Source organism: Thermodesulfovibrio sp., assembly GCF_049969575.1.
GTDB lineage: Bacteria > Nitrospirota > Thermodesulfovibrionia > Thermodesulfovibrionales > Thermodesulfovibrionaceae > Thermodesulfovibrio > Thermodesulfovibrio obliviosus.
Window position 1 is genome coordinate 41493 of sequence record NZ_JBMFOO010000003.1, and the last position, 21958, is coordinate 63450.

23 protein-coding genes are annotated in these 21958 nt (G+C 34.7%); 22 read left to right on the plus strand and 1 reads right to left on the minus strand.

All coding sequences use genetic code 11. The features are described from left to right. The 22 genes from ACP5O9_RS01495 to ACP5O9_RS01600 form a co-directional block, all read left to right on the plus strand. Positions 1-288 (plus strand): Slp family lipoprotein (locus ACP5O9_RS01495; RefSeq protein WP_424904758.1); only part of this gene is annotated, 288 nt, incomplete at its 5' end. 12 nt (positions 289-300) lie between these two features. Continuing rightward, positions 301-1905 (plus strand): DNA mismatch repair endonuclease MutL, encoded by a 1605-nt coding sequence (gene mutL, locus ACP5O9_RS01500; RefSeq protein ID WP_353686546.1) that lies wholly within the window; start codon positions 301-303, stop codon positions 1903-1905. A 147-nt stretch (positions 1906-2052) separates the two neighbouring features. Next, the gene (locus ACP5O9_RS01505; protein WP_353686547.1) at positions 2053-2550 is read left to right on the plus strand and encodes a flagellar basal body-associated FliL family protein; all 498 of its coding nucleotides are present in this window, start codon (positions 2053-2055) and stop codon (positions 2548-2550) included. A gap of 2 nt (positions 2551-2552) precedes the next feature. Then, the gene (fliM, locus tag ACP5O9_RS01510; RefSeq protein ID WP_353686548.1) at positions 2553-3521 is read left to right on the plus strand and encodes a flagellar motor switch protein FliM; all 969 of its coding nucleotides are present in this window, start codon (positions 2553-2555) and stop codon (positions 3519-3521) included. 1 nt (position 3522) lies between these two features. Continuing rightward, positions 3523-3936, plus strand: a complete 414-nt coding sequence (gene fliN / locus ACP5O9_RS01515) for a flagellar motor switch protein FliN (RefSeq protein WP_424904760.1) — start codon at positions 3523-3525, stop codon at positions 3934-3936. A gap of 77 nt (positions 3937-4013) precedes the next feature. Beyond that, the gene (gene fliP, locus ACP5O9_RS01520) at positions 4014-4949 is read left to right on the plus strand and encodes a flagellar type III secretion system pore protein FliP (protein ID WP_424904824.1); all 936 of its coding nucleotides are present in this window, start codon (positions 4014-4016) and stop codon (positions 4947-4949) included. After that, the gene (fliQ, locus tag ACP5O9_RS01525) at positions 4946-5215 is read left to right on the plus strand and encodes a flagellar biosynthesis protein FliQ (protein WP_353686550.1); all 270 of its coding nucleotides are present in this window, start codon (positions 4946-4948) and stop codon (positions 5213-5215) included. Before fliP ends, fliQ begins: the two co-directional genes overlap by 4 nt. Beyond that, positions 5212-5943, plus strand: coding sequence for a flagellar biosynthetic protein FliR (locus tag ACP5O9_RS01530; protein WP_424904761.1), 732 nt, complete (start codon positions 5212-5214; stop codon positions 5941-5943). Before fliQ ends, ACP5O9_RS01530 begins: the two co-directional genes overlap by 4 nt. Positions 5944-5946: 3 nt before the next feature. Beyond that, the gene (gene flhB / locus ACP5O9_RS01535) at positions 5947-7002 is read left to right on the plus strand and encodes a flagellar biosynthesis protein FlhB (RefSeq protein ID WP_424904762.1); all 1056 of its coding nucleotides are present in this window, start codon (positions 5947-5949) and stop codon (positions 7000-7002) included. Then, entirely contained in the window at positions 6999-9050 is a 2052-nt protein-coding gene (gene flhA / locus ACP5O9_RS01540; protein ID WP_353686553.1) for a flagellar biosynthesis protein FlhA, read from the plus strand. The genes flhB and flhA overlap by 4 nt, the downstream gene beginning before the upstream one ends. A 10-nt stretch (positions 9051-9060) precedes the next feature. Then, positions 9061-10089 carry a hypothetical protein gene (locus ACP5O9_RS01545; RefSeq protein WP_424904764.1) on the plus strand — a complete coding sequence of 343 codons (1029 nt, stop codon included), beginning with the start codon at positions 9061-9063 and terminating at the stop codon, positions 10087-10089. Further along, positions 10079-10885, plus strand: coding sequence for a MinD/ParA family protein (locus ACP5O9_RS01550; protein ID WP_353686555.1), 807 nt, complete (start codon positions 10079-10081; stop codon positions 10883-10885). The genes ACP5O9_RS01545 and ACP5O9_RS01550 overlap by 11 nt, the downstream gene beginning before the upstream one ends. Before the next feature lie 3 nt (positions 10886-10888). After that, positions 10889-11590 (plus strand): sigma-70 family RNA polymerase sigma factor, encoded by a 702-nt coding sequence (locus ACP5O9_RS01555; protein ID WP_353686556.1) that lies wholly within the window; start codon positions 10889-10891, stop codon positions 11588-11590. A 48-nt stretch (positions 11591-11638) separates the two neighbouring features. Further along, positions 11639-13519, plus strand: a complete 1881-nt coding sequence (locus ACP5O9_RS01560) for a HEAT repeat domain-containing protein (RefSeq protein ID WP_428723310.1) — start codon at positions 11639-11641, stop codon at positions 13517-13519. Continuing rightward, positions 13516-14367, plus strand: coding sequence for a CheR family methyltransferase (locus ACP5O9_RS01565; protein ID WP_428723311.1), 852 nt, complete (start codon positions 13516-13518; stop codon positions 14365-14367). Before ACP5O9_RS01560 ends, ACP5O9_RS01565 begins: the two co-directional genes overlap by 4 nt. Positions 14368-14383: 16 nt before the next feature. Then, a complete protein-coding gene (locus ACP5O9_RS01570) occupies positions 14384-14758 on the plus strand; it encodes a response regulator (RefSeq protein ID WP_353686559.1) in 375 nt (124 codons plus the stop codon). Between the two features lie 12 nt (positions 14759-14770). Continuing rightward, positions 14771-15175, plus strand: coding sequence for a chemotaxis response regulator CheY (locus tag ACP5O9_RS01575; protein ID WP_353686560.1), 405 nt, complete (start codon positions 14771-14773; stop codon positions 15173-15175). Continuing rightward, positions 15175-16872, plus strand: a complete 1698-nt coding sequence (locus ACP5O9_RS01580) for a chemotaxis protein CheA (protein WP_428723312.1) — start codon at positions 15175-15177, stop codon at positions 16870-16872. Before ACP5O9_RS01575 ends, ACP5O9_RS01580 begins: the two co-directional genes overlap by 1 nt. Before the next feature lie 17 nt (positions 16873-16889). After that, positions 16890-18074, plus strand: coding sequence for a protein phosphatase CheZ (locus ACP5O9_RS01585; protein WP_353686562.1), 1185 nt, complete (start codon positions 16890-16892; stop codon positions 18072-18074). A 12-nt stretch (positions 18075-18086) separates the two neighbouring features. Next, positions 18087-19142 (plus strand): protein-glutamate methylesterase/protein-glutamine glutaminase, encoded by a 1056-nt coding sequence (locus tag ACP5O9_RS01590; protein WP_353686563.1) that lies wholly within the window; start codon positions 18087-18089, stop codon positions 19140-19142. A gap of 9 nt (positions 19143-19151) precedes the next feature. Then, the gene (locus ACP5O9_RS01595; RefSeq protein ID WP_353686564.1) at positions 19152-19991 is read left to right on the plus strand and encodes an HDOD domain-containing protein; all 840 of its coding nucleotides are present in this window, start codon (positions 19152-19154) and stop codon (positions 19989-19991) included. 3 nt (positions 19992-19994) lie between these two features. Beyond that, positions 19995-20174 (plus strand): hypothetical protein, encoded by a 180-nt coding sequence (locus ACP5O9_RS01600; protein ID WP_428723313.1) that lies wholly within the window; start codon positions 19995-19997, stop codon positions 20172-20174. A gap of 161 nt (positions 20175-20335) precedes the next feature. Here the strand turns inward: ACP5O9_RS01600 and ACP5O9_RS01605 are convergent, their stop codons facing one another. Continuing rightward, positions 20336-21919, minus strand: coding sequence for an FMN-binding glutamate synthase family protein (locus tag ACP5O9_RS01605; RefSeq protein ID WP_353686566.1), 1584 nt, complete (start codon positions 21917-21919; stop codon positions 20336-20338). Positions 21920-21958 lie beyond the last annotated feature (39 nt).

Genomic DNA, 21958 nt, shown 5'->3' on the forward strand with positions numbered 1-21958 from the left:
GAAGGCTATCCAGAGGAGGGAGATACTTCAGAGGGAAGATTTATTGTGATTTCAAAAAATTTTCTTGACTGTGAACTCTATACAAAAGGAAGACTGTTGACAGTTGTTGGGAAATTTAAAGGGTTAAAAGAAGGGAAAATTGATACAATGCCTTATACTTTTCCTCTTATTGAGGCTCAGGCAACATATTTATGGAAAAAAAGATATAAACCTTACTGGCATCCTTCTTTATGGTTGTGGTATGGCTCACCTCCATGGTATTTTGAATATGGACCTGGATGGTGGTAAATTTACAAAATAATGGGAAAAATTCAAATACTTCCTGAAAGCATTGTAGGAAAAATTGCTGCAGGAGAAGTTGTTGAAAGACCTGCCAGTGTAGTAAAAGAACTTATTGAAAACTCAATAGATGCAGGTGCAAACTCAATCTCTGTTTATATAAAAAATTTTGGGATTGCTGAAATAAAAGTGATTGATGATGGAGAGGGCATTGCTTCTGAGGATGTTTTGCTTGCCTTTCAAAGACATGCCACAAGCAAGATAAAAGACGACAGAGATCTTATTAGAATCTCATCACTTGGATTTAGAGGTGAGGCTCTTTATTCTATTGCCCGGGTAAGCAAAATAAAAATAATTACCCAGCATATAACAGAAAATACCGGCACAGAAGCCTATTTTGTTGCTGGCACTTTAAAATGGCAAAAACCAGCAGTAACCAAAGGAACAACAATACAGATTACAGATCTTTTTTTTAACACTCCTGTGCGCAGGAAATTTCTTAAGTCTTCTTATACTGAAAAAGCACACATTATTGAAACTTTTCAGAATTACTGTGTTGCCTATCCAGAGATTTCTTTTTCCTTATTCATTGATGAAGAGGAAATTTTAAACATACCCAGGGCAGACACAATTTATGAAAGAGTATTGCAGATTTTCGGTTCAGAAATTGTAGAAACTCTTAAATTTAAAACGATTTCAAAAGATTACTATAAAATTGAGCTTTTTATAGGAGAGAAGCCTAAAGAAAAATACAAAAAACTGCAACTGATTTTTGTAAACCGAAGGCCTGTACGGGAACAATCTATTGTGAGTACTATATACAAAGCTTTTAAACTTAATTATCCACAGTTTTTAATTTTTATAACTGTGCCACCACAGGATGTAGATTTTAATGTTCATCCAGCAAAAAAGGAGGTAAGATTTCGCAATTGTCAAAAAATTCATCAGCTTATATTTAAAATGGCTGAGTTTCAGTATAAATCATCAATGGTTGCTGAAGAAACTGTACAGTGGCAGGCAGATTCATCCTATTTAGAACAGATCTCTGTTTTTTCTGCAGACTCTGCAGAATTTGAATTTTTAAATCTCGGTGATTCAATTGTTGTTGTAAAGCAACCTCAAGGAGTAATTTTTCTTGATTACCATGCTGCACATGAAAGAGTGAATTTTGAAAAAATTTTAAATAAAATGAAAGAGAAAATTGCAAAACTTGTTTTTCCTGTAATTGTTAATCTAAGCTCTGATGATTATGTTTTAATAAAAGAGAATCTGCAAATGCTTCAAGAACTGGGTATTGAAGCTCATGATTTTGGTAAAAACTCAATAATAATCCGGGCAGTACCTGAAATTATTCAATATGCTGATATAGCAGGAATAATTGAAAGCATTGCTGTTACCATTAAAGAGGAAATTGATAAACCAGACTTTATTGAAATTAAAAGAAAAATTGCAGCTACTATCGCCTGCCACAGCTCCTTAAGGGCAAATGACAGAATTAACTGCTTTGAAATAAAAGCTTTATTGCAAGAGCTTAAAAAAACTTCTGATCCTGACCACTGTCCTCACGGAAGACCAATAAAAAAGTTTTTTTCAATTAATGAAATAAAAAAGTGGTTTTCAAGATAGGCTGTCAAAAACAAAATCTAAATGTCAAAAATTTGGCAATATTTAAATTTGTTTTTTTTCTAATGGTAATCTTAGACAATTTCCAGAATCTGGCATAAATTATGCTAAATGTTTTAAATTTAGAAAAGAACTCGAGGAGGTCAAGCTATGCCAAAAGAAACAGCCAAATTACAAAACAATGAAAATGAAGCAAAACAACAACCGGAAAAACCGAAGAAAAAAAGTAAATTTCTATTTTTGATTATTGCTATAGTATTGGTAGGTGGTGCAGCAGGAGCTTATTTTTTTCTCCTGGACAAAGGTAAAGGCACTGAGCATACTAAAAGCTCTACAGCAGAATCTCAGGGTGTAAATTTTGCTCTTGAACCATTTGTGGTAAACCTGATGGATCAGGGTGGAACAAAGTATCTTAAGGTCACTGTTCAACTTGAGCTTTCTCAGGCTAAACTTGCTGAAGAGGCAAAAAACAAAACACCCCAGATAAGGGATGCTATAATAACTCTTCTTACAAATAAAACATCTGATGAATTAATTACTCCTGAGGGTAAGCTACTTCTTAAGGACGAGATAAAGCAGAGAGTGAATCAGATTCTTGGCGAAAACACAGTTAAAAATGTTTATCTTACAGATTTTGTAATGCAGTAGCCATGCCAAACGACGAAATTTTATCTCAAGAAGAAATTGATGCTTTACTGAAAGGTATTTCAGGAGGAGAAGTAGAAACAGAGACAGCAGAAGTTCCTTCTGGAATAAGACCCTATGATTTTACATCTCAAGAAAAAATTGTTCGCGGTAGAATGCCTTCCCTTGATATCATCAATGAGCGTCTTGCAAGAAATTTCAGAATAGCTCTTTCTTCAGACATAAGAAAAATTGTAGAGATTGTCAATGTGAATGTTAACATAACAAAATTTTATGACTTTTTGCGTTCTGTTCCTTTCCCTTCGAGCTTAAATATCATAAAGCTTGAGCCTTTGAGAGGATTTAGTCTTGTTGTTTTTGATGCGCCAATGATTTTCTCTCTTATAGAGTTTTATTTCGGAGGTTCTGGTAAAGGATACTATAAACCTGAAGGAAGAGAGTTTACTCCAATTGAGCAGAGAATTATTCATAAAGTTGTAATGATGTTTCTTGAATCTATGGAAGAAGCATGGAAACCTGTGTTTCCTGTAAAACCTCAATACATCCGCAGTGAGATGAATCCTCAGTTCGTCACAATTGTTACACCTGTAGATGTAGTTATAGAAACAGAGTTTACGCTTGAGATTGAAACCAGAGAATGTAAAGTTATGGTTTGCATACCTTACTCTTCTGTAGAGCCAATCAAGGAAAAACTTTACAGTGCTTTTCTTGCTGACAGAGACGAAATAGATATGAAATGGATAGGAAGACTTAAGGCACAAATAAAACAGTGTCCTGTTAATGTAGAAGCAGTTTTAGGTAAGGTAACAATAGATTTTAAAACTTTATTGGAGCTTAAAGTAGGTGATATTGTTAATCTTCAAAAAAGAATAGACGAGGACATGGATCTGCTTGTTGAGGGTGTACCGAAGTTTAAAGGAAAGCTCGGCACATTTAAAGGAAACTATGCAATAAAAATATCAGGGGAGGCATAAAATGGAGGAAAAAGAAGTTAAAGAAACTACAGACGAAAATTTTGAAGAAGAGCTTGATATGGCAAAAGCTCTTGAAATGGAAAAGGCAATGAAGCAGCAGCAAGTGCAAACTCCTCAGATAGACGAATTTACTCCAACTCAAGAAAAACCCAAGATAAGAGACATAGAATTCATTCTTGATATTCCACTTGAATTAACTGTTGTTATTGGTTCTACAAAAATTCTTGTTCAGGAGCTTCTTCAGTTAACCCAGGGTTCTGTGGTAGCACTTGATAAACTTGCTGGAGAACCAATGGAGGTCTATGTTAATGGAAAGCTCATTGGAAGAGGTGAGGTAGTTGTGGTTAATGAAAAGTTTGGAATCAGGATTACTGATATTATAAGCCCGCAGGAAAGAGTAAAACAACTTGGATGAGGTGAGAAGTGGAGTATTTCAAGCTCATAGCATCTTTAATTTTTATTATTGCAGCCCTTTTCATTGTTCTCAGATTAATGAAAAATAAGATAAACCCGGGTAAAGGATTTATTCAGATTGTTTATTATCAACCAATAGGTTACAAAAAAGGCATAGGTGTTGTAAAAGCCTTTGATGAATATCTTTTAGTAGGAATTTCAGAAAATGGAATCAATCTATTAAGTAAACTTGATCCTTCAAAGATTAAAGTAATTTTTGAGGCAGAACAAACAGAAGAAAAAACTGTCTGGAAAAAAATTTTTAAAGGTGGCTTATTCTGTCTTGGTTTTATCTTAACGCCAGCTTTTTCATTTGCAGCACCTCAAGCTCAAGGTGGACTTTTTGGATTTTCATCTGCTGTTGATATTCTTGTATTTATCACTTTACTTAGCTTTCTACCTGCAATTTTGATTATGATGACTTCTTTTACAAGAATTGTTATAGTTCTATCACTTTTAAGACAGGCTCTTGGAACACCTGCTGTTCCACCAAATCAGGTAATCATAGGTCTTGCATTATTTCTCACACTTTTTATAATGTCTCCAACTATTGATAGGGTTTACAATGAAGCCTATGTCCCTCTTTCAAAAAAAGAAATAACAATGCAAGAGGCAATCAACAGAGCCTCAGTTCCATTTAAAGAATTTATGTTAAAGCAGACAAGGCAGAAGGACCTTGCATTATTTCTTAAACTTTCAAAAACTGAGGTAAAACCTGCAACTCCGATGGATTTACCAATGAAGATTGTTGTGCCTGCCTTTGCTCTTGGTGAACTTAAAAGAGCCTTTGAAATAGGATTTTTAATTTTTTTACCTTTTTTGGTTATTGATATTGTTGTGGCAAGTATATTGCTTTCAATGGGTATGTTTATGGTACCACCAGTTATGATATCAATGCCTTTTAAATTACTACTTTTTGTTCTGGTTGATGGATGGCAGTTAATAATTGGCTCTCTTGCAGGAGGTTTTAAATGACAGTAGAGTTTTTAAACTATATATCAAAACAAACCTTTGAGACAATACTTTTAGTTGGTGGTCCTGTTCTTTTGGTAAGCCTTATTGTTGGTCTTGTTATTGGTTTATTTCAGGCAATTACACAGTTACAGGAGATGACAATTAGCTTTGTTCCAAAAGTTATTGCTGTTTTCCTAACTCTTCTTCTTACAATTCCATGGATGGTCAATATAATGACAAAATTCACACGGGGAATTTTTGAGAATCTTTCCTTATATGTAAAATGAACTACCTGGAGTTACTTACAACTGAGATTTATAAATTTATTCCTGTTTTTATCAGAGTTTCTGTAATTGTGTTTTTTCTTCCATATATTGGAAGTAGAACAGTTCCTTTAATTTTCAGATTCTTTTTTGCCTTTTCAGTAGCTCTTGCAATTATGCCATTTGTCCCTGAGAAGGAAGAAAATTTTTTAATTTCTCTATTTAATGCTGTGGTTTTTGGATTAGCCATTGGTTTAATGGTAAGAGTTATAATAGCAGCAGTTGAGACAGCCTCTCAATGGATGAGCATGCAGATAGGTTTTGCAGTTGCCAATGTTTTTAATCCTCAGTTTGGTGAACTTATGGGACCGCTTACTGTTTTTTATGAGATGTTTATGATAGTCCTATTTTTTTCTCTTGATCTGCATCTAAGTCTTGTAGAAGTTATGGTTAAGACATTTGAGGCACCAGCAAAATTTTCATTTGCAGGAAATGTAATTGAGTTTTCCTATCTTCTTTTTCCTCTGGCATTAAAACTTTCAGCGCCTGTGCTACTTGTTCAAGTTTTGATGAATCTTGGACTTGGATTTCTATCAAGAATCATGCCTCAGGCAAATGTTTTTTTTGTAGGATTTCCTCTATTGCTTATAACAGGAATTGCAATTGTGTGGTTAAGTATTCCTATTTTTACAATGGTTATTTCAAAGGCATTTTTAAATCTTAAAGACGCTTTAATGGGTTTGCTGAGGTAATATATGCCAGAAGAACTTCAAGAACGAACAGAGCAAGCTACTCCGCGAAGACGGGAAAAAGCAAGACAAAAAGGTGAAGTTCCAAGAAGCAGGGAACTTACAAGCATAGTTGGTCCGTGGATGATTCTTCTTTATTTTGTTTTTTCAGGGACATTTTTAGTTTCAATAATAAACCACATGAAAGAGTCATTTATAAGGGTGAAAAATCCAGAATTTGTGAGCATTCTTGTAATCATAAAAGAGGAGACAAAATGGTTTCTCCTGCAGTTTGCGCCAATTGGAGGAATTCTTTTGTTTGCTGTTTTAGTTGTTCACTTTGTTCAAACAGGTTTTCTTTTTACAGGAGCTCCTCTGGTTCCAGATTTATCAAGAATAAGTCCACTTAAAGGCATAAAAAGGATGTTTTCTCTCAATGCTTTATTTGAAACACTAAAGGGAATTTTCAAATTGGTTGCTTTGGGATTGGTAATATATTTTGTTTTAAAAAAAGATGTCAATATTTTGCCGCTTTTGGTTGATATGGATGTAAAAGCTATTGCCGGGATTTCATTTCAAAAGATTTACCAGCTCATGCTTGCATGCCTTATAATGCTTACTGTTTTTGCAGGTATAGATTTTGCATATCAGAGGTGGCAGTATGAAAGAAATTTAAGAATGACAAAACAGGAAATAAAAGAAGAATTTAAAGAGACAGAGGGTTCACCAATGGTTAGAGCAAGAATAAGAAGTCTTCAAAGAGAAATGGCTCGAAAAAGAATGATGCAGGAAGTGCCAAAGGCAGATGTTGTTATAACAAACCCTCTTCATATTGCTGTATGTATAAAGTATGATTCAAAGAATATGAACGCTCCTCAGGTAGTTGCAAAGGGAGCAAATATTCTTGCTGAAAAAATAAAAGAAATTGCAAGGGCAGCAGGTGTACCAATTTATGAAAACAAGCCTCTTGCAAGGGCTTTATATAAAATTCCTGTTGGAGGAGAGATTCCAGAAGCTCTTTATAAGGCAGTTGCAACAATTTTAGCAACTGTTTATAGACTTAAAGGGAGACAGATTGCATGAACATAATGAATTATATAAGAAGTGATGTTCTTGTTGCTGTTGGTATAATTCTTATACTTATTTTCATGATTGTGCCAATTCCTCCCTTTATGCTTGATTTATCTCTTACAATGAGCATAACTATCTCTATTCTAATTATTCTTGTTGCATCATATGTAAGAAGACCACTTGATTTTTCCGTATTTCCTTCAGTTTTATTAATTGCAACCTTAATGAGACTTTCACTGAACATTGCCTCAACCAGACTTATTCTTACTCGTGGAGAGCTTGGCACAGAAGCAGCAGGTAAGGTTATCAAAGCCTTTGGAGAATTTGTTGTAAGTGGAAACTTTGTAGTTGGCCTGATTGTGTTTTTAATTCTTGTAATCATTAACTTTATCGTAATTACGAAAGGTGCTGGAAGAATTGCTGAAGTTTCAGCCCGTTTTACTCTTGATGCAATGCCTGGAAAACAGATGAGTATTGATGCAGACTTAAATGCAGGTCTTATTGATGAAAAAGAGGCAAGGCGCAGAAGAGAAGAAATAAGCAGAGAAGCAGATTTCTATGGTGCAATGGATGGTGCAAGCAAGTTTATTCGTGGAGATGCAATTGCTGCGATAATTATTATGATTATAAACATTGTTGGCGGAATATTAATTGGAGTGCTTCAGAAGGGTATGTCCATAACTGATGCTGTGCAAACCTATGTAATTCTTACAATTGGTGATGGATTGGCAGCACAGATTCCTGCCCTGATTACATCAACAGCAGCAGGTATTGTTGTAAGCAGGGCAGCAACAGAGTCAAATCTTGGAGAGGATATTCTCAAACAGCTTTTTAAAAATCCTAAAACTCTTGCAACTGCTTCAGGAGTGCTTCTTTTACTTGGTTTGATTCCAGGACTTCCTCACTTTCCCTTTATAATTATCTCAGCTGTCTCTGGTGCAATAGCATATCTGCTTTTAACCAGAGAGAAAAAGGAAAAGGAAGTGCCTACTGTAGCTGCACCTGAAGAAAAACCTTTAACAGTTGAAGCTCAACTTGAGAGTCTTTTAAAAGTTGATCCAATCTCCCTTGAAATAGGATACAGTCTTATTCCACTTGTTGAAGGAGAGAGCTCTCTTGTTGAACGAATTCGTTCTTTGAGGAAACAAATTGCAATGGAAATGGGCTATATAGTTCCATCAATTCATATAAAAGACAATCTAATGCTTAAGCCTTCCCAATACAGTATTCTTATAAAAGGAGTTGAGATAGCAACATCAGAGATAATTCCTGGAAAATTCCTTGCAATTGGCGCCCGTCCTACTAAAGAACTTGATGGAATTCCAACAAAGGATCCTGCCTTTCATGTGGATGCTCTGTGGATTGATGAAAAAGATGTATCAAAGGCACAGATGCTTGGTTTTACAGTTGTTGATGCATCCTCTGTTATTGTTACTCATTTAAGGGAAATTTTGAAAAATTATGGTTATGAACTTCTTGGAAAACAAGAAACCCAGAGACTTCTTGATAATCTTGCAAAAACCCATCCAAGAGTTGTTGATGATTTAATTCCAAATCTTTTAACTCTTTCTCAGGTTCAGAAGGTTTTACAGAATCTTTTAAGAGAAAGAGTTTCTATAAGAGATTTACAGACAATACTTGAGACTCTTGCAGAGTATGCAAGCATAACAAAGGATCCTGACATTTTAACAGAGTATGTCAGACAGGCATTGTCAAGAAGAATAACAAAAAGCCTCCAGAATCCTGACGGTTCAATTTCTGCAATTTTATTTGATCCTTCTCTGGAGAGGACTTTCATTGAATCGTTACAAACAACTCCTCAGGGCACAGTTTTTGCTCCAGATCCTGTTTTAATGGAAAAAACTCTTGAAAAGGTAAAGGCAGTGGCTGATGAAGCCACAGTTAAAGGATATCAGCCAGTTTTAATATGTTCCCAGGCAATAAGAAGATTTATAAAAAGGGCAATGGAAAGGATAGCTCCTTCTTTGCCTGTGATATCACCACAGGAAATATCTTCAGGGGTAAAAATATTGATGCTTGCTACAGTAAAGCCTGATTAAGGAGGTTGCTATGAAAATAAAAAAATTTCAGGGTAAGAGCTTTAAAGAGGTTTTAGAAATAGTGAAAAATGAGATGGGACCTGATGCTGTGATTCTGTCAACCTCATCTAAAAAGGAGCCTTTTTCAAATAATTCTTATGTAGAGGTTACTGCTGCAATAGATGACAGTGAAGCATTTTATCAAGACAGTTTAAATAGCAGATTGACTACTGGTGTTGATCATGAAGTATTTAAAGAAATAGAAAGACTTAAAATTGAAGTAAGCCTTTTAAGAGAAAGTATTACAAAGTTATTCCCTTGTCTTAATGATATCTCAAAAAGAGGACTTTACAACTTTCTTATAAAAAACAATGTGGAACCTTATCTTGCTTTAATGCTTATAGAAAGAGCTAATGACATGAATGAATTAAGAACCGCTATTGAAAAGGACTTAAAAATATGCCAAAATAATTTTGATGAAGAAAAAGGATTTGTTTTTTATGGATTACCAGGTGTAGGCAAAACAACAACAATTTATAAAATAGGAAAGATTTTAAGAACCAACAATCAAAAAATAATGCTTCTTTCACTGGACTCAAGAATATCATCTGTTGCTTATATAAAGGAATTGGCATTAAAGTTAAAATGTGAAGCAAAATTTGTAAAAGATTCAAAGGAACTTTACAAAGTAATGCACAAAGAAATTGACAGAAAAAAGATTCTTATTGATACTGCAGGAGATGCAAACATAAGCATAGCTAGACAACTCAAGAATTTGTTAAAAGACATGCCTGTAAAAAAATGCCTTGTTATGGATGCATCAATGTCATTAGGCTCAAGTATTAGGGTTTTAACAACAATGGATACTGCTTCAGTGGATTGTATAAGTTTCAGCAAAATTGATTTAGCACAAACTTACGGGAATTTATATAATTTATCAGTTTTATCAGGTAAACCTGTAAGTTTTATAACTTCAGGAGCCTATGAACACCCTGAAGCCCGGGTATTTCCTCCTGAGACAATAACAAATCTTGTTATAGGAGGAGCAAGTGAAAACTAATTTGCCAAGAATTATAGCTGTTTCAAGTGGAAAGGGAGGAGTTGGAAAAACCAACTTTGTAACAAATATTGCTTTAGTTTTCAGAAGCATGCAAAAAAGAGTGCTTCTTATGGATGCTGATATTGGTTTAAGCAACATAGACATAATGTTTGGGATAGCACCAAAATTTAATATAAAGCACCTGCTTTCAGGTGAAAAATCAATGAAAGATATTATTGTTAAAACTCCTGAAGGAATTGATATTATTCCTGCCAGTTCAGGAATAAGAGAGCTTACTCAGCTTAACTATGTTCATAAAATGAGAATTATTGAAGAGCTTGAAAATATTGACAAAGACTATGATATATTTCTCATTGATACAGGAGCAGGAATTTCAGATAATGTAACTTTTTTCTGCTCTGCAGCACACGACACAGTAGTGATTGTCACTGCTGAACCAACCTCCATTGCCGATGCATATGCACTTATTAAGGTGCTTTATAAAGAACATGGAGAACACAACTTTCGCATAGTTGTGAATAATACTAAAAATCATAAAGAAGCAAAAGAGACTTTTAGAAAACTTTCAATGGTTACTGAAAGATTTCTTGGTATTTCACTTGATTGGCTTGGAGAACTTCCCTATGACGAAAAAATAAAGGAGGCTGTGATTGCCCAGAAACCCTATATAACTCTTTATCCAACCTCTGATTTTTCAAAAAAACTTACAGAAATTGCAAAGCAATTACTTAAAAAAGAGGTTAATTTATTAAAAGGAGGTATGCAGTTTTTCCTCAAAAAAGCTTTAATTAAATAGTTTATGTTTTACTCTGACGATGATAAAGAAAAGCTTATTAAACAATTTTTGCCGAAAATAAAGCATTATGCTTTAAGATATTATCATATTGTTCAATCTGTTCTCGAACTGGATGATTTAATTTCTGCTGGGATAAAGGGATTGCTTGAAGCATTAAATAAATACGACCCTTCATTAAATGTTCCGCTTCATTCATTTATAGATTACAGAATAAGAGGAGCTATAATTGATGAGATTCGCTGTCTTGATGTTTTTTCAAAAGAGTTTAGGAAAAAGATACAAGATTTAAAAAACGCCTACACAGCCTTAAAACAATCTGGCAAAGATCCTACAGATGAAGAATTGGCGAATTTTTTAAATATCACCAATACAGAATTACAGAAAGTTTACCAGAGTATAACAGCTTCTGATGTAATAAGTCTTGATGATTTTGTAATGAGTAAAGAGGGAGATAAATTAAATCTGCTTGAAGTCATATCAGATAAAAAAGATATTTTTGAGGAGATTAACTTTCGTGAACTTAAAGAAAAATTGTCAGCTGCTTTAGAGAAACTGCCAAAAATTGAAAAGCTCGTTTTATCTCTTTATTATTATGAAGAGTTAAATATGAAAGAAATAGCAGAGATTTTGGGAGTTTCTCTTTCTCGAGTAAGTCAGATTCACGGTAAAGCACTTTTAAAACTGAGACACTTTTTTGAAAAATAAAATAAAAAATTTTGTATAATATTATCAACTGCCTTTGGAGGTTTAATTATGAAAAATATAAAGCAGATAGTTTTTAAGCTTTTAAACGATCCTGACCCATCGATCCGCAGAAAGGCAGCAGAAGAGCTTGCTCATGCTGATGAAAAAGCAGTTTATCCATTAATTAAAGCTTTAAAAGATGAAAACACAGCTGTTCAGGAAGCTGCGATGCAATCTCTAATTTCCCTTGGCAATGAAAACAGATTTTTAATAAATTCAGGCGAAGTTGTTACATATATGGTTATTCCGCTTTTAAAAGAGGAAGAAGCTTATTTAAGAAACACTGCGATTTTAATAATTAAAGAAATAGGGCATAGAGCACCAGAGCTTATTTACAAACTTCTCAAGGATAAAGACTCTGATATAAGAAAGTTTGCCCTTGATTTAATTGCAGATATAAAAGAAGGATTTGATGGAGCAAGAATTCTTCCTTTACTTAAAGATGAAAACGGAAATGTCAGGGCTGCTGCTGCTCATGCATTAGGAGAACTTGGATACAAAGAAGCAATTCCTATTTTAATTGAGTGTTTGAAAGATGAAGAATGGGTTGTTTTTTATGTTTTACAGGCTCTTGCTCAACTCAAGGCAGAAGAGGCTTCAGAAAGCATAGGCGAGCTTCTTTTAAGTACTGACTCTCTTTTAATTAAAGCAGAAGCAATTGATACTCTCGGGAAAATAGGAACAGAAAAAGTTGCTGCTCCCCTTTTAAAATATTTTCCTGTTGCAACAAAAGATGAAAAGAAGGAGATTGTTAAAGCCTTAATAAGAATAGGCATAATTCCAGATGGACAGGGTTTAAAGGAAGAAATTCTTTCTATTTTTGCAGAACAGGAGTGGGAAGAAAAGCTGATAGCTTTAAAGGCAGTAAAACTATTAAATCTTGTAGAGGCTGTTCCTCTTATTGTAGAAGAAGCTGGAGCTCTTGATCCAAGTTGTTTTGACTATGAAGAAAAAATAGAGGCTTTGCAAGAAACTTTACTTTCAATAGATTCAGAGGATGAACTTATTTCAATGATTGAAAAAAACAAACTTAAGTATAGAGCAAAAGCTTTTGTTATAAAAGTGCTTGGTAAATTAAGAAGTAAAAAAGCAGTCCCAGTTCTCATAAAACTTCTTGAAGACATAAAAAGGGACATAAGAATAGCATCTGCAAAAGCACTTGGCGAAATTGGTGACAAAGAAGTATTACAGCCACTTATAAAAAGGAGCACTGAAGACCCTGATGCAAATGTGAAAAAAGCAGCTATAGAAGCTCTTGGAATGATAAGAGTTCCAGAAGCCTATGAGCCTCTTTATCATTTACTTGAAAAAGAAGCATATCCAGACATTATTGAAGCAATTGTTGCAGCTCTTATATCAATTGATCAGGAGAGATTTTTAAAAAATTTAAAGTCTTATAAAAAAGAAGTAAAGCAGGCTCTGGCAGGAATGACTTATTCAATAGATATTTTAAATATGCTTTCTCAATGTGAAGACAAAGAAGTGCAAAAAGCTGCTATATACGGACTTGGTAGAGTTGCTACAGAAGAAGCTATAGCTAAAATTCTTGAATTTATTAAATCTGATGCCTTAGAGTTAAAAAAAGCAGCTATTTTAGCTCTTGGAGAAGCTAATTTTTGTTCTGATGTATTGTTTCAGTGTCTTGAAGATGAAGACCCATGGGTTAGATATTATGCTGTAAAATCAATTAGCAAAGCTTGTGCACCAGAAATTTTAATGGAAAAACTCATTCCTCTTCTGGATGATCCATTCCCTCCTGTTGTAATTGCTACAGTGGAGGCTTTAGGAGAAATAGGTGGTGCTCAGGTTTATGACATTCTTGCTTCTAAAAGAGAACATCCTCACAGGGAAGTTAAAGAAAAAATAGAGGAGGTTTTGCAAAAAATATGATAACTCAGACTACTTCCTCTTCTGTAACAATAAATGATGAAGTTTTTAAACAATTGAGGGATTTTATCTATGAAAAGACAGGAATATATGTGCCTGATAATAAAAAATACTTTCTTGAAAACAGACTGAGCAGAATTTTAAAGGAAAAAAATCTGCGTAATTTTGAAGACTATCTTTATTTCTTAAAATACAGTGCCAATAAACATGATATAGGAAGACTTTTTGACGCAGTTACAACAAATGAGACTTTTTTCTTCAGAGAACCTCAACAATTTGAAGTATTTTCAAATGATCTTATTCCGCAAATAATTAAGGAAAATGGCCAAATGGGCAGAAAGGACATAAAAATATGGTCCGCTGCTTGCTCTACAGGAGAAGAACCATATACAATTGCGATGATATTACTTGAAAAACCTGAATTAGTTTCAATTAGAAAGGAAATATATGCTTCTGATATAAGTGAATCAGTTTTAATGTCTGCAAAAAGAGGCATGTATGGCTCTTACTCTGTTCGAAATGTTCCACCTCAGTATATGGCAAAGTATTTTAAAGATTCAGGTGGTATTTATGTTCTTTCTGAAACTGTAAAGTCAATGGTAAAATTTATGAACATAAATCTTATAGAAGAAAAAGAAGTTAAACAACTTAAAGGCATGGATGTGGTATTTTGCAGAAATGTCTTAATTTATTTTGATGATAAGGCAAAGAAAAAGGCAGTTTCTCTTATCTATGATGTTTTGCGTCCAAAGGGTTATCTTTTTGTGGGGACATCAGAAAGTCTTCATAACATTACAAGGGCTTTTCGTCCTGTTGTTATAAATAAAGTTGTTGTATATCAAAAAGTTTAGAGAGGAGGAAAACTTTATGAAAATTCTTGTAGTAGATGATGATAAAACAACAAGAAAAATGATTACTCTGATTCTTAAAAGCAAAGGCTATGAAGTTGTTACTGCTGAAAATGGACTTGAAGCATTGCAGAAGCTTGGACTTGAGAAAATAAACTTAATTCTTACAGATATGAATATGCCATACATGGATGGAATAGAGCTAACAAAACAGGTAAAAGCAAATCCTGATTTTTCTCACATTCCAGTGGTTATGATAACAACAGAAGCTGATGAAGATGAAAAAAAGAGAGCTTTTGAAGTAGGTGTTGATGACTATCTTGTAAAACCTACAAATGCTGAGCAGATTACTGAGAGCATGAAAAAAATAATAAAAAAAATTTTTAATAGATAACGGAGGGGTAAGATGTTTAATTTTAAAATAAAAGTTCTGGTTGTTGATGACTTTCCAACAATGCGGAGGATTGTAAAAAATCTTTTAAAACAGCTGGGATTTGAAAATATAGAAGAAGCAGAAAATGGAGAAGATGCTTTAAGAAAGTTAAAAGCAGGTGATTATGGACTTGTTGTTTCGGACTGGAACATGCCTGTAATGGAGGGAATAGAACTTTTAAAACATATAAGAAGTGACCCTCAGCTTAAGGATATACCATTTTTGATGGTTACAGCAGAAGCTGAAAAAGAAAAAGTTATTGAAGCAATTAAAGCAGGCGTTGACAATTACATAGTAAAACCTTTTACAGGAGAGGTTCTTAAAGAAAAGCTTGAAAAAATCGCCCAGAAAAAACCATCTCTTAAAGGAGGACAATAATGGCTGATGAGATGGATGAAATAATAAATGAATTTATAGTGGAAGCTGAAGAGATTCTTGAACAGATTGATCCTCTTTTTGTAGAGCTTGAAAGTAAAGGTGAGGACCCTGAAATTATAAATGAGATATTCAGAGGAATGCATACTCTTAAAGGTGCTGCAGGATTTCTTGGATTTCAGAATGTTGTTGATGTGGCTCATAGAGCTGAGACAATTCTGAAAAAAGTCAGGGAAGGTGAAATCTCAATTTCACCAGAACTCACCGATGCAATTCTTAAAGCAGTAGATACATTAAAAATCTTGATTTCTCATATTAAAGCAAAAGAAGAACCTAAAGAAGATATTAAGCCAATTCTTGATTTACTTGATAGTGCTCTTCAGAAAGCTTCTCAGAAAAAGGTTTCAGAAACCGGTGAAGTTATTGAAAAAGTTGAAAAAATTGAATCTCAGGAGGTTGAAGTAAAAACTACAGAGCCCAGAGAATCCACTGCACAGGCTCCAAAAGAAAAAGAAGTCTCCACTCTTAGAGTTGATGTTGAAAGGATAGATAAGGTTATGGATCTTGCTGGAGAGATAGTTCTTGCACGTAACAGACTTTTAAATCTTTCAAATAAACTTGAAGCAAAATACGCAGGGGATGAACATATAGAAGGACTTGTTGAAACTACAGCCTTTCTTGACAGAGTTACTTCAGATCTTCAGCTTGCGGTAATGAAGATGAGAATGCAGCCGCTGCAAAAAGTATTTGTAAAATTTCCAAGAATGGTGAGAGACCTTGCAAGAACCCTCGGGAAAGAAGTGGATCTTGAAATTATTGGCGAAGATACAGAAGTTGACAAATCAGTTATTGAGCATATTGGAGACCCACTTGTTCATATAATAAGAAATTCAATAGATCATGGAATAGAAACACCTGAAGAGAGAATCTCAAAGGGAAAACCATCACAAGGCAAGATTGTTATTAATGCCTATCAAAAGGGAACTCAGATTGTTATAGATATATCTGATGATGGCAAAGGAATAGATGTTGAAGCAGTTAAAGCAAAGGCAATTACAAAAGGGCTTATAACCTTAGAAGAAGCTGAAAAGCTGTCTGAAGAGGCAATAATAAATTTAATTTTTCTACCAGGTTTTTCCACAAAGGATGTCTCAACAGAGCTGAGTGGCAGAGGAGTTGGAATGGATGTTGTGAAATCCAATGTAGCAAAACTAAATGGATATGTAGAAATATTTACTGAAAAAGACAAGGGCACAACTTTCAGAATAAGTTTACCTCTTACACTTGCAATAATTCAGGCTATGATGGTTCAGGTTGGGCAGGAAGTTTATGCTATACCTCAATCTATGATTGAGGAGACCTTAAGAGTAGATATTAATGAAATTAAAGAAGTAACAGGCCAAAAGGTTCTTACAGTAAGAAACAGAGTTTTGCCACTTTTTATGCTCAATGAAATTCTTGGAGCCTTTGGTAGTGCTGAAAATCAGAGAAAATATGTTCTTGTAGCAAGTGTGGGAGACAAAAGATTTTGTATCTCTGTGGACTCTGTGCTTGGGCAGGAAGAAATTGTCATAAAAACTATAAATGGTGTAGACTCTGAAGAATGTGGAATAATGGGTGCTACAATAACAGGAGATGGCAAGGTTGTTTTAATACTTGACCTTGCTTTGCTTTCAAGAAAAGTCTTAACTATGAAATAAATTTAAGGAGATGGCAAATGAAACAGTATATTGGTTTTATTCTGGGTAAAAATGAATACACTATTCCTATTCTTCAAGTTCAGGAAATTATTAAGCTTCCTCAAATTACGAAAATGCCTGGAGTGCCTTTTTATGTTGAAGGAGTCACAAATCTTCGTGGTAGAGTAATTCCCATTGTAAATCTAAAAAGAATTCTTGGCATTGAAGAAGAAACAGTTGCAGGAAAAGTAGTTGTTGTCTCATCGGGCAGGGCAGTTTTTGGTGCCTTAGTTGATAATATTACTGGAGTGGTAAACATAGATGAAAAAGAAATTGAATCCGCTGAAGAGTTTATGCAGCATGGACAGAGTGCCATAGAAGGAGTTGCTCGTTTAAACGATAGATTACTTGTTTTACTTGATATAAAAAAATTAATTCCTGCAGAAGACCAGAGCCTTTTTGAGGAAGAAATAATTGAAGTTCATGAGGAGGGAGATAAAGTAGAAGTTGTAAAAAAAGTCAGCAGCATTGCAGGAGAAGTCACAGTAAGTGAAATTGTAGATCCCATAAGATTTTACGAAAAAAAAGGTATAACAAAGGATGATCCAAAATATCTTTTACTTGAGGAAATAACCAGTTTTATGAATGCAGTTGCTCAAGGAGACTATGAGTATGCAGACAGAATAATGAATAATATAATTCAGAAAAGTCAGAGTGATCTATTTAAAGAAGTAGGAAAAGTTGCCAGAAAACTACATGACTCTTTGAAAAGTTTTAGAGAAGCTCTTGACCCAAGATTAAAAGAAATAGCTACTGAAAGAATGCCAAGAGCAGTTGATCAACTTCAGATGGTAATTGATAAAACAGAAGAGGCAGCAAATAAAACAATGGAAATTGTTGAAAAATATATTTTAAAAATGGATGATCTGGCGAATCATATAAGAGGACTTCAAGGACCACAGGAAAGCATAGAATTCTTAAGAGATTTTAAAAATTCTCTTGAAGATGATTTAACAGAGATTCTCACAACTCAGTCTTTTCAGGATCTTACAGGCCAGGTTCTTAAAAAGGTAATCAATCTTGTAGGAGACCTTGAGATTGAACTTATCCGTCTTATAACCACTTTTGGATTAAAAATTGAGGAAAAGGAAGCTGTCACAAAAGAAGTTGAGAAAGTTTCACAGGAAGATGTTGATGAGCTTCTTAAAGAATTTGGTTTTTAAGGAGTGTTAATTATGATAAAAGTTTTAGTAGTTGATGATTCTGCTTTTATGAGAAAGGCAATAACAGCTATGCTACAGGAAGACCCTGAAATTAAGGTAATTGGAACAGCAAGGGATGGAGTTGAGGCTGTTCAGATGGTTCAGGAACTCAAGCCTGATATTGTAACGCTGGATGTTGAAATGCCAAGAATGGATGGCATAACTGCGCTGAAAGAGATAATGCAAAAATGTCCTGTTCCTGTTATTATGGTAAGTTCTCTGACAACTGAAGGAGCAAAAGTTACTCTTGAAGCATTGGAACTTGGTGCAGTTGACTTTATCCCTAAAAATCTTGCTGAGCTTTCTGTAAACATTGTAAAAATTAAGGGAATGTTAATTGATAAAATTAAAACAATTGGCAAACGAGGGCTTGTAAAAAGAAAACCTGTTATTAAACCTGCTGAGCCCAAAATTGAAGTTCCTAAGGTTGAGATTCCTAAAACAAGAATAACAACAGAAAGAAAAGTAGGTATTGTATCCATAGGAACATCAACAGGAGGACCAAAGGCTCTTCAGGAGATTATTCCAAAACTACCTAAGGATTTTCCTGTTCCTGTAGTAATTGCTCAGCATATGCCACCTAATTTTACAAAGCCTTTTGCTGAAAGACTTGATCAGCTAAGTCAGCTTTCAGTAAAAGAGGCTGAAGAAGGCGAGCCTATAAAGCCAGGTGTTGTATATGTTGCTCCTGGTAGAGGACATATGAGAATTAAAAGAAGAGGCATTGAAACTTTTGTTTCTATTTCAGAAGACAGAGAAGAATTTATCTATCGTCCAAGTGTGGATGTGTTGATGATGTCTGTGGCAGAATCCTATCCTGGAAGGACTCTCGGAGTAATTCTTACAGGAATGGGTAATGATGGAGCAAAGGGATGCAGGAAAATAAAAGAAACAGGTGGAAGGGTATTTGCTCAAAATGAAGAAAGTTGTGTAGTATATGGTATGCCGAGAGCAGTTGTAGAGGCAGGATTGGCTGATAAAGTGGTATCTCTTGAAGAGATGGCTGGTGAAATAATAAATGCAGTGTAGGAGGTATTTTTGCAGGAAGAAATTATAGAAAGAATAATTCTTAAAACAGTTGACATACCTTCTTTGCCACCAATTGCCATGAAAGTTATGGGACTTATTTATGATGATCATGCTTCTTTAAAAGCTCTTGAGGAGATAATCTCCAGAGATCAGGGATTTGCAACAAGACTTTTAAGAATAGCAAATTCTCCTTATTATGGTCGTGATAGAAAAATTGAGAATATTTCTCAGGCAATACTTCTCATTGGCTTTGAAACTCTTAAGTCGCTTGTTATTGCAACTTCATTAAGGGATTTATATAGAAATTTTGGAGTATTTGAGCAAAGACTGTGGGAACACAGTCTCGGAGTGGCTCTTTGTTCAAGTTTACTTGCTATGGCAACTCAGATGGTAACTTCAGATGAGGCATTGGTTTGTGGACTAATCCACGATGTAGGTAAAACAGTTATAAACAATGCAATGCCAGAAGTTTATTTTCAAATCTATGAAAAAATGTATAAAGAAAATCGTCCGGTAATAGAAATTGAAGATGAAACCTTAGGATTTAACCATACGCTTATAGGCAATCTTATTGCAAAAAAATGGAAACTTCCAGAAAAATTAGAAATGGTAATAACCTACCATCATACAAATCCATATCCAGATTATGAAGATCAGGCATTTGCGGATATATGTAATATTGTGAGAGTTGCAGACCAGATATGTCTTAATCTTGGGATAGGATTAAAAGAGCCATTTATAACGCAGATAGACTTTGAATCTCTTGGTTTGACAGAGGATGCTATAAATGAGCTTATAGGACTCTTCAAAATTAAGTTTGACCAACAAAAAGATTATTTACTGAGTTAAAAAATGAACCCTGAAGATAAAATAGATCCCCTGAGACCTTACAGCGCTATAAGATCTGTAAAAGAAGGTTCTGTTTTTGCAAAATATAAACTGAGAAAAAAATTTAAAAAGAAGGAAGAACAACCTGAGGGTAAAACTACACCCCGAGAATCTTCAGAACATAAAATAGACATTGAAGCATAAAATTCCATTCAGGAAAAATTTCCCATTTCAGCATAATGGTAGAGGGCATTTTTAAATCTGACGCTGTAGTTGGAGAGAATACTATTGTCAGTGTTCTCAAACTGACAAGGAAGTAGTTTTTTTAAAAAATAAAGGAGAGGTGTGAACCTCTCCTTTGAAAATTAATCTAAAAGAATTTTCTGAGCTTCCTCCATATCAGCTTCCATTACATAAGGAATACCTGTTACTTCAGAGGCTTCTTTTGTAAGTGCTACAAGGTCATTTCTGTCAAGATACTCAATTGAGAACTTTCTTGCACCAGCCATAAGCTGTTTTAATCCAAGAGTAAGTCGATCAACAAAGGTATACATGGCAATAGCACTCCATGGAAGTTTTTTGAAGGCTTTGCCGTATTTGTTCTTCAATAGTTCAGATGTTATAAAGATTTCTTCCACAGAGTTTCCATATTTTGCTATGTCCGCAGGAAGTTTGCCATCCTCATGCCATTTTTGTATATTCTTTCCGACAAAGGCTGGAATCATCAAGGCTCTTCCCATACATACTGCTTTAAAGTATGGTGCGCCTAATGCCAGTGCCTTGAATATGTGGTCTTCAAGAGAGAATCCACCAGCTATTGCAAGGTCTGGAACATATTTTTTCTTTGCTGCAAGCTGTTTTGCAAAGTTATAGGCAATTGACTGAAGATAAATTGTTGGAATACCCCATTCGTTCATCATTCTCCATGGGCTCATTCCTGTTCCACCACCAGCACCGTCAATTGTTACGAGATCTATTTCTGCATCAGAGGCAAAACGAATTGCTCTTGCAAGGTCAGTAATTCTATAGGCACCTGTTTTAAGGGAAATAAACTTTGCACCAGATTTTCTGTAATGTTTAACTGATTTTTCAAAACTTTCGTAGTCTACCATGCCCAGTCTTGAATGTCTTTCAAACTCCTTAAATTCACCATCTTTATAGGCTTTCTGAAAAATCGGGTCTTCAGGGTCTGGAAGAACTATATAACCTCTTTTCTTTAATTCAAGAGCTCTCTCTAAGCTTTTAAGTTTTACCTCTCCGCCAATGTCCTTTGCTCCCTGCCCCCACTTAAGCTCAATGCAAGTTACACCAAGTTTTTCTATAGCATATTCAGCTGATCCGAGTCTGACATCTTCTACATTTTGCTGAAGAATTATTTCGCCATATCCATCATACCATTCTTTAAAGCATTTTACTCTTCTTTCAAGCTCCGGAGATTTTGTGACTTTACCGTTTTTTCCAAACTCAGCTTTTGGATCCATGCCAACTACATTTTCACCAATTACAACCATAATTCCTGAAATTGCCGCACCTATGGCAAGCCCTTCCCAGTTGTCTTTTGCAATGTCTGTAGAACCAAGAGCACCTGTAAATATAGGAATGCGAAGCTTAATTTTATAGTTCTTCCCGATTTCTCTTTCAACATTAACAGCAGGGAATATAGCTTTATCAGGATCAGGCTCAATTCCTATTGCACCGACGCATGTTCCCTGAATATTAAGATGAGAGTAATCAACAGGATACTTTTTTGTTGCTCCTGCTGTGACCTTTCCAAAAGGTCCTGGATAAATTACTTCTCTTCCTCTGAATGAAGATTTTCCAACTTCGCAGAATGCCGGGCATCCATCAAGACAGACAGAACAGATGCCTGAAGACGGAGCTGGGTCAGAAACCCTGTTACGGGTTCCTGTTGCTGAACTTGCATTTGGTTGACCTGGAAATACATTCATGATAAACCTCCTAAAGTATTAATAAATTTTTCCCGAGTT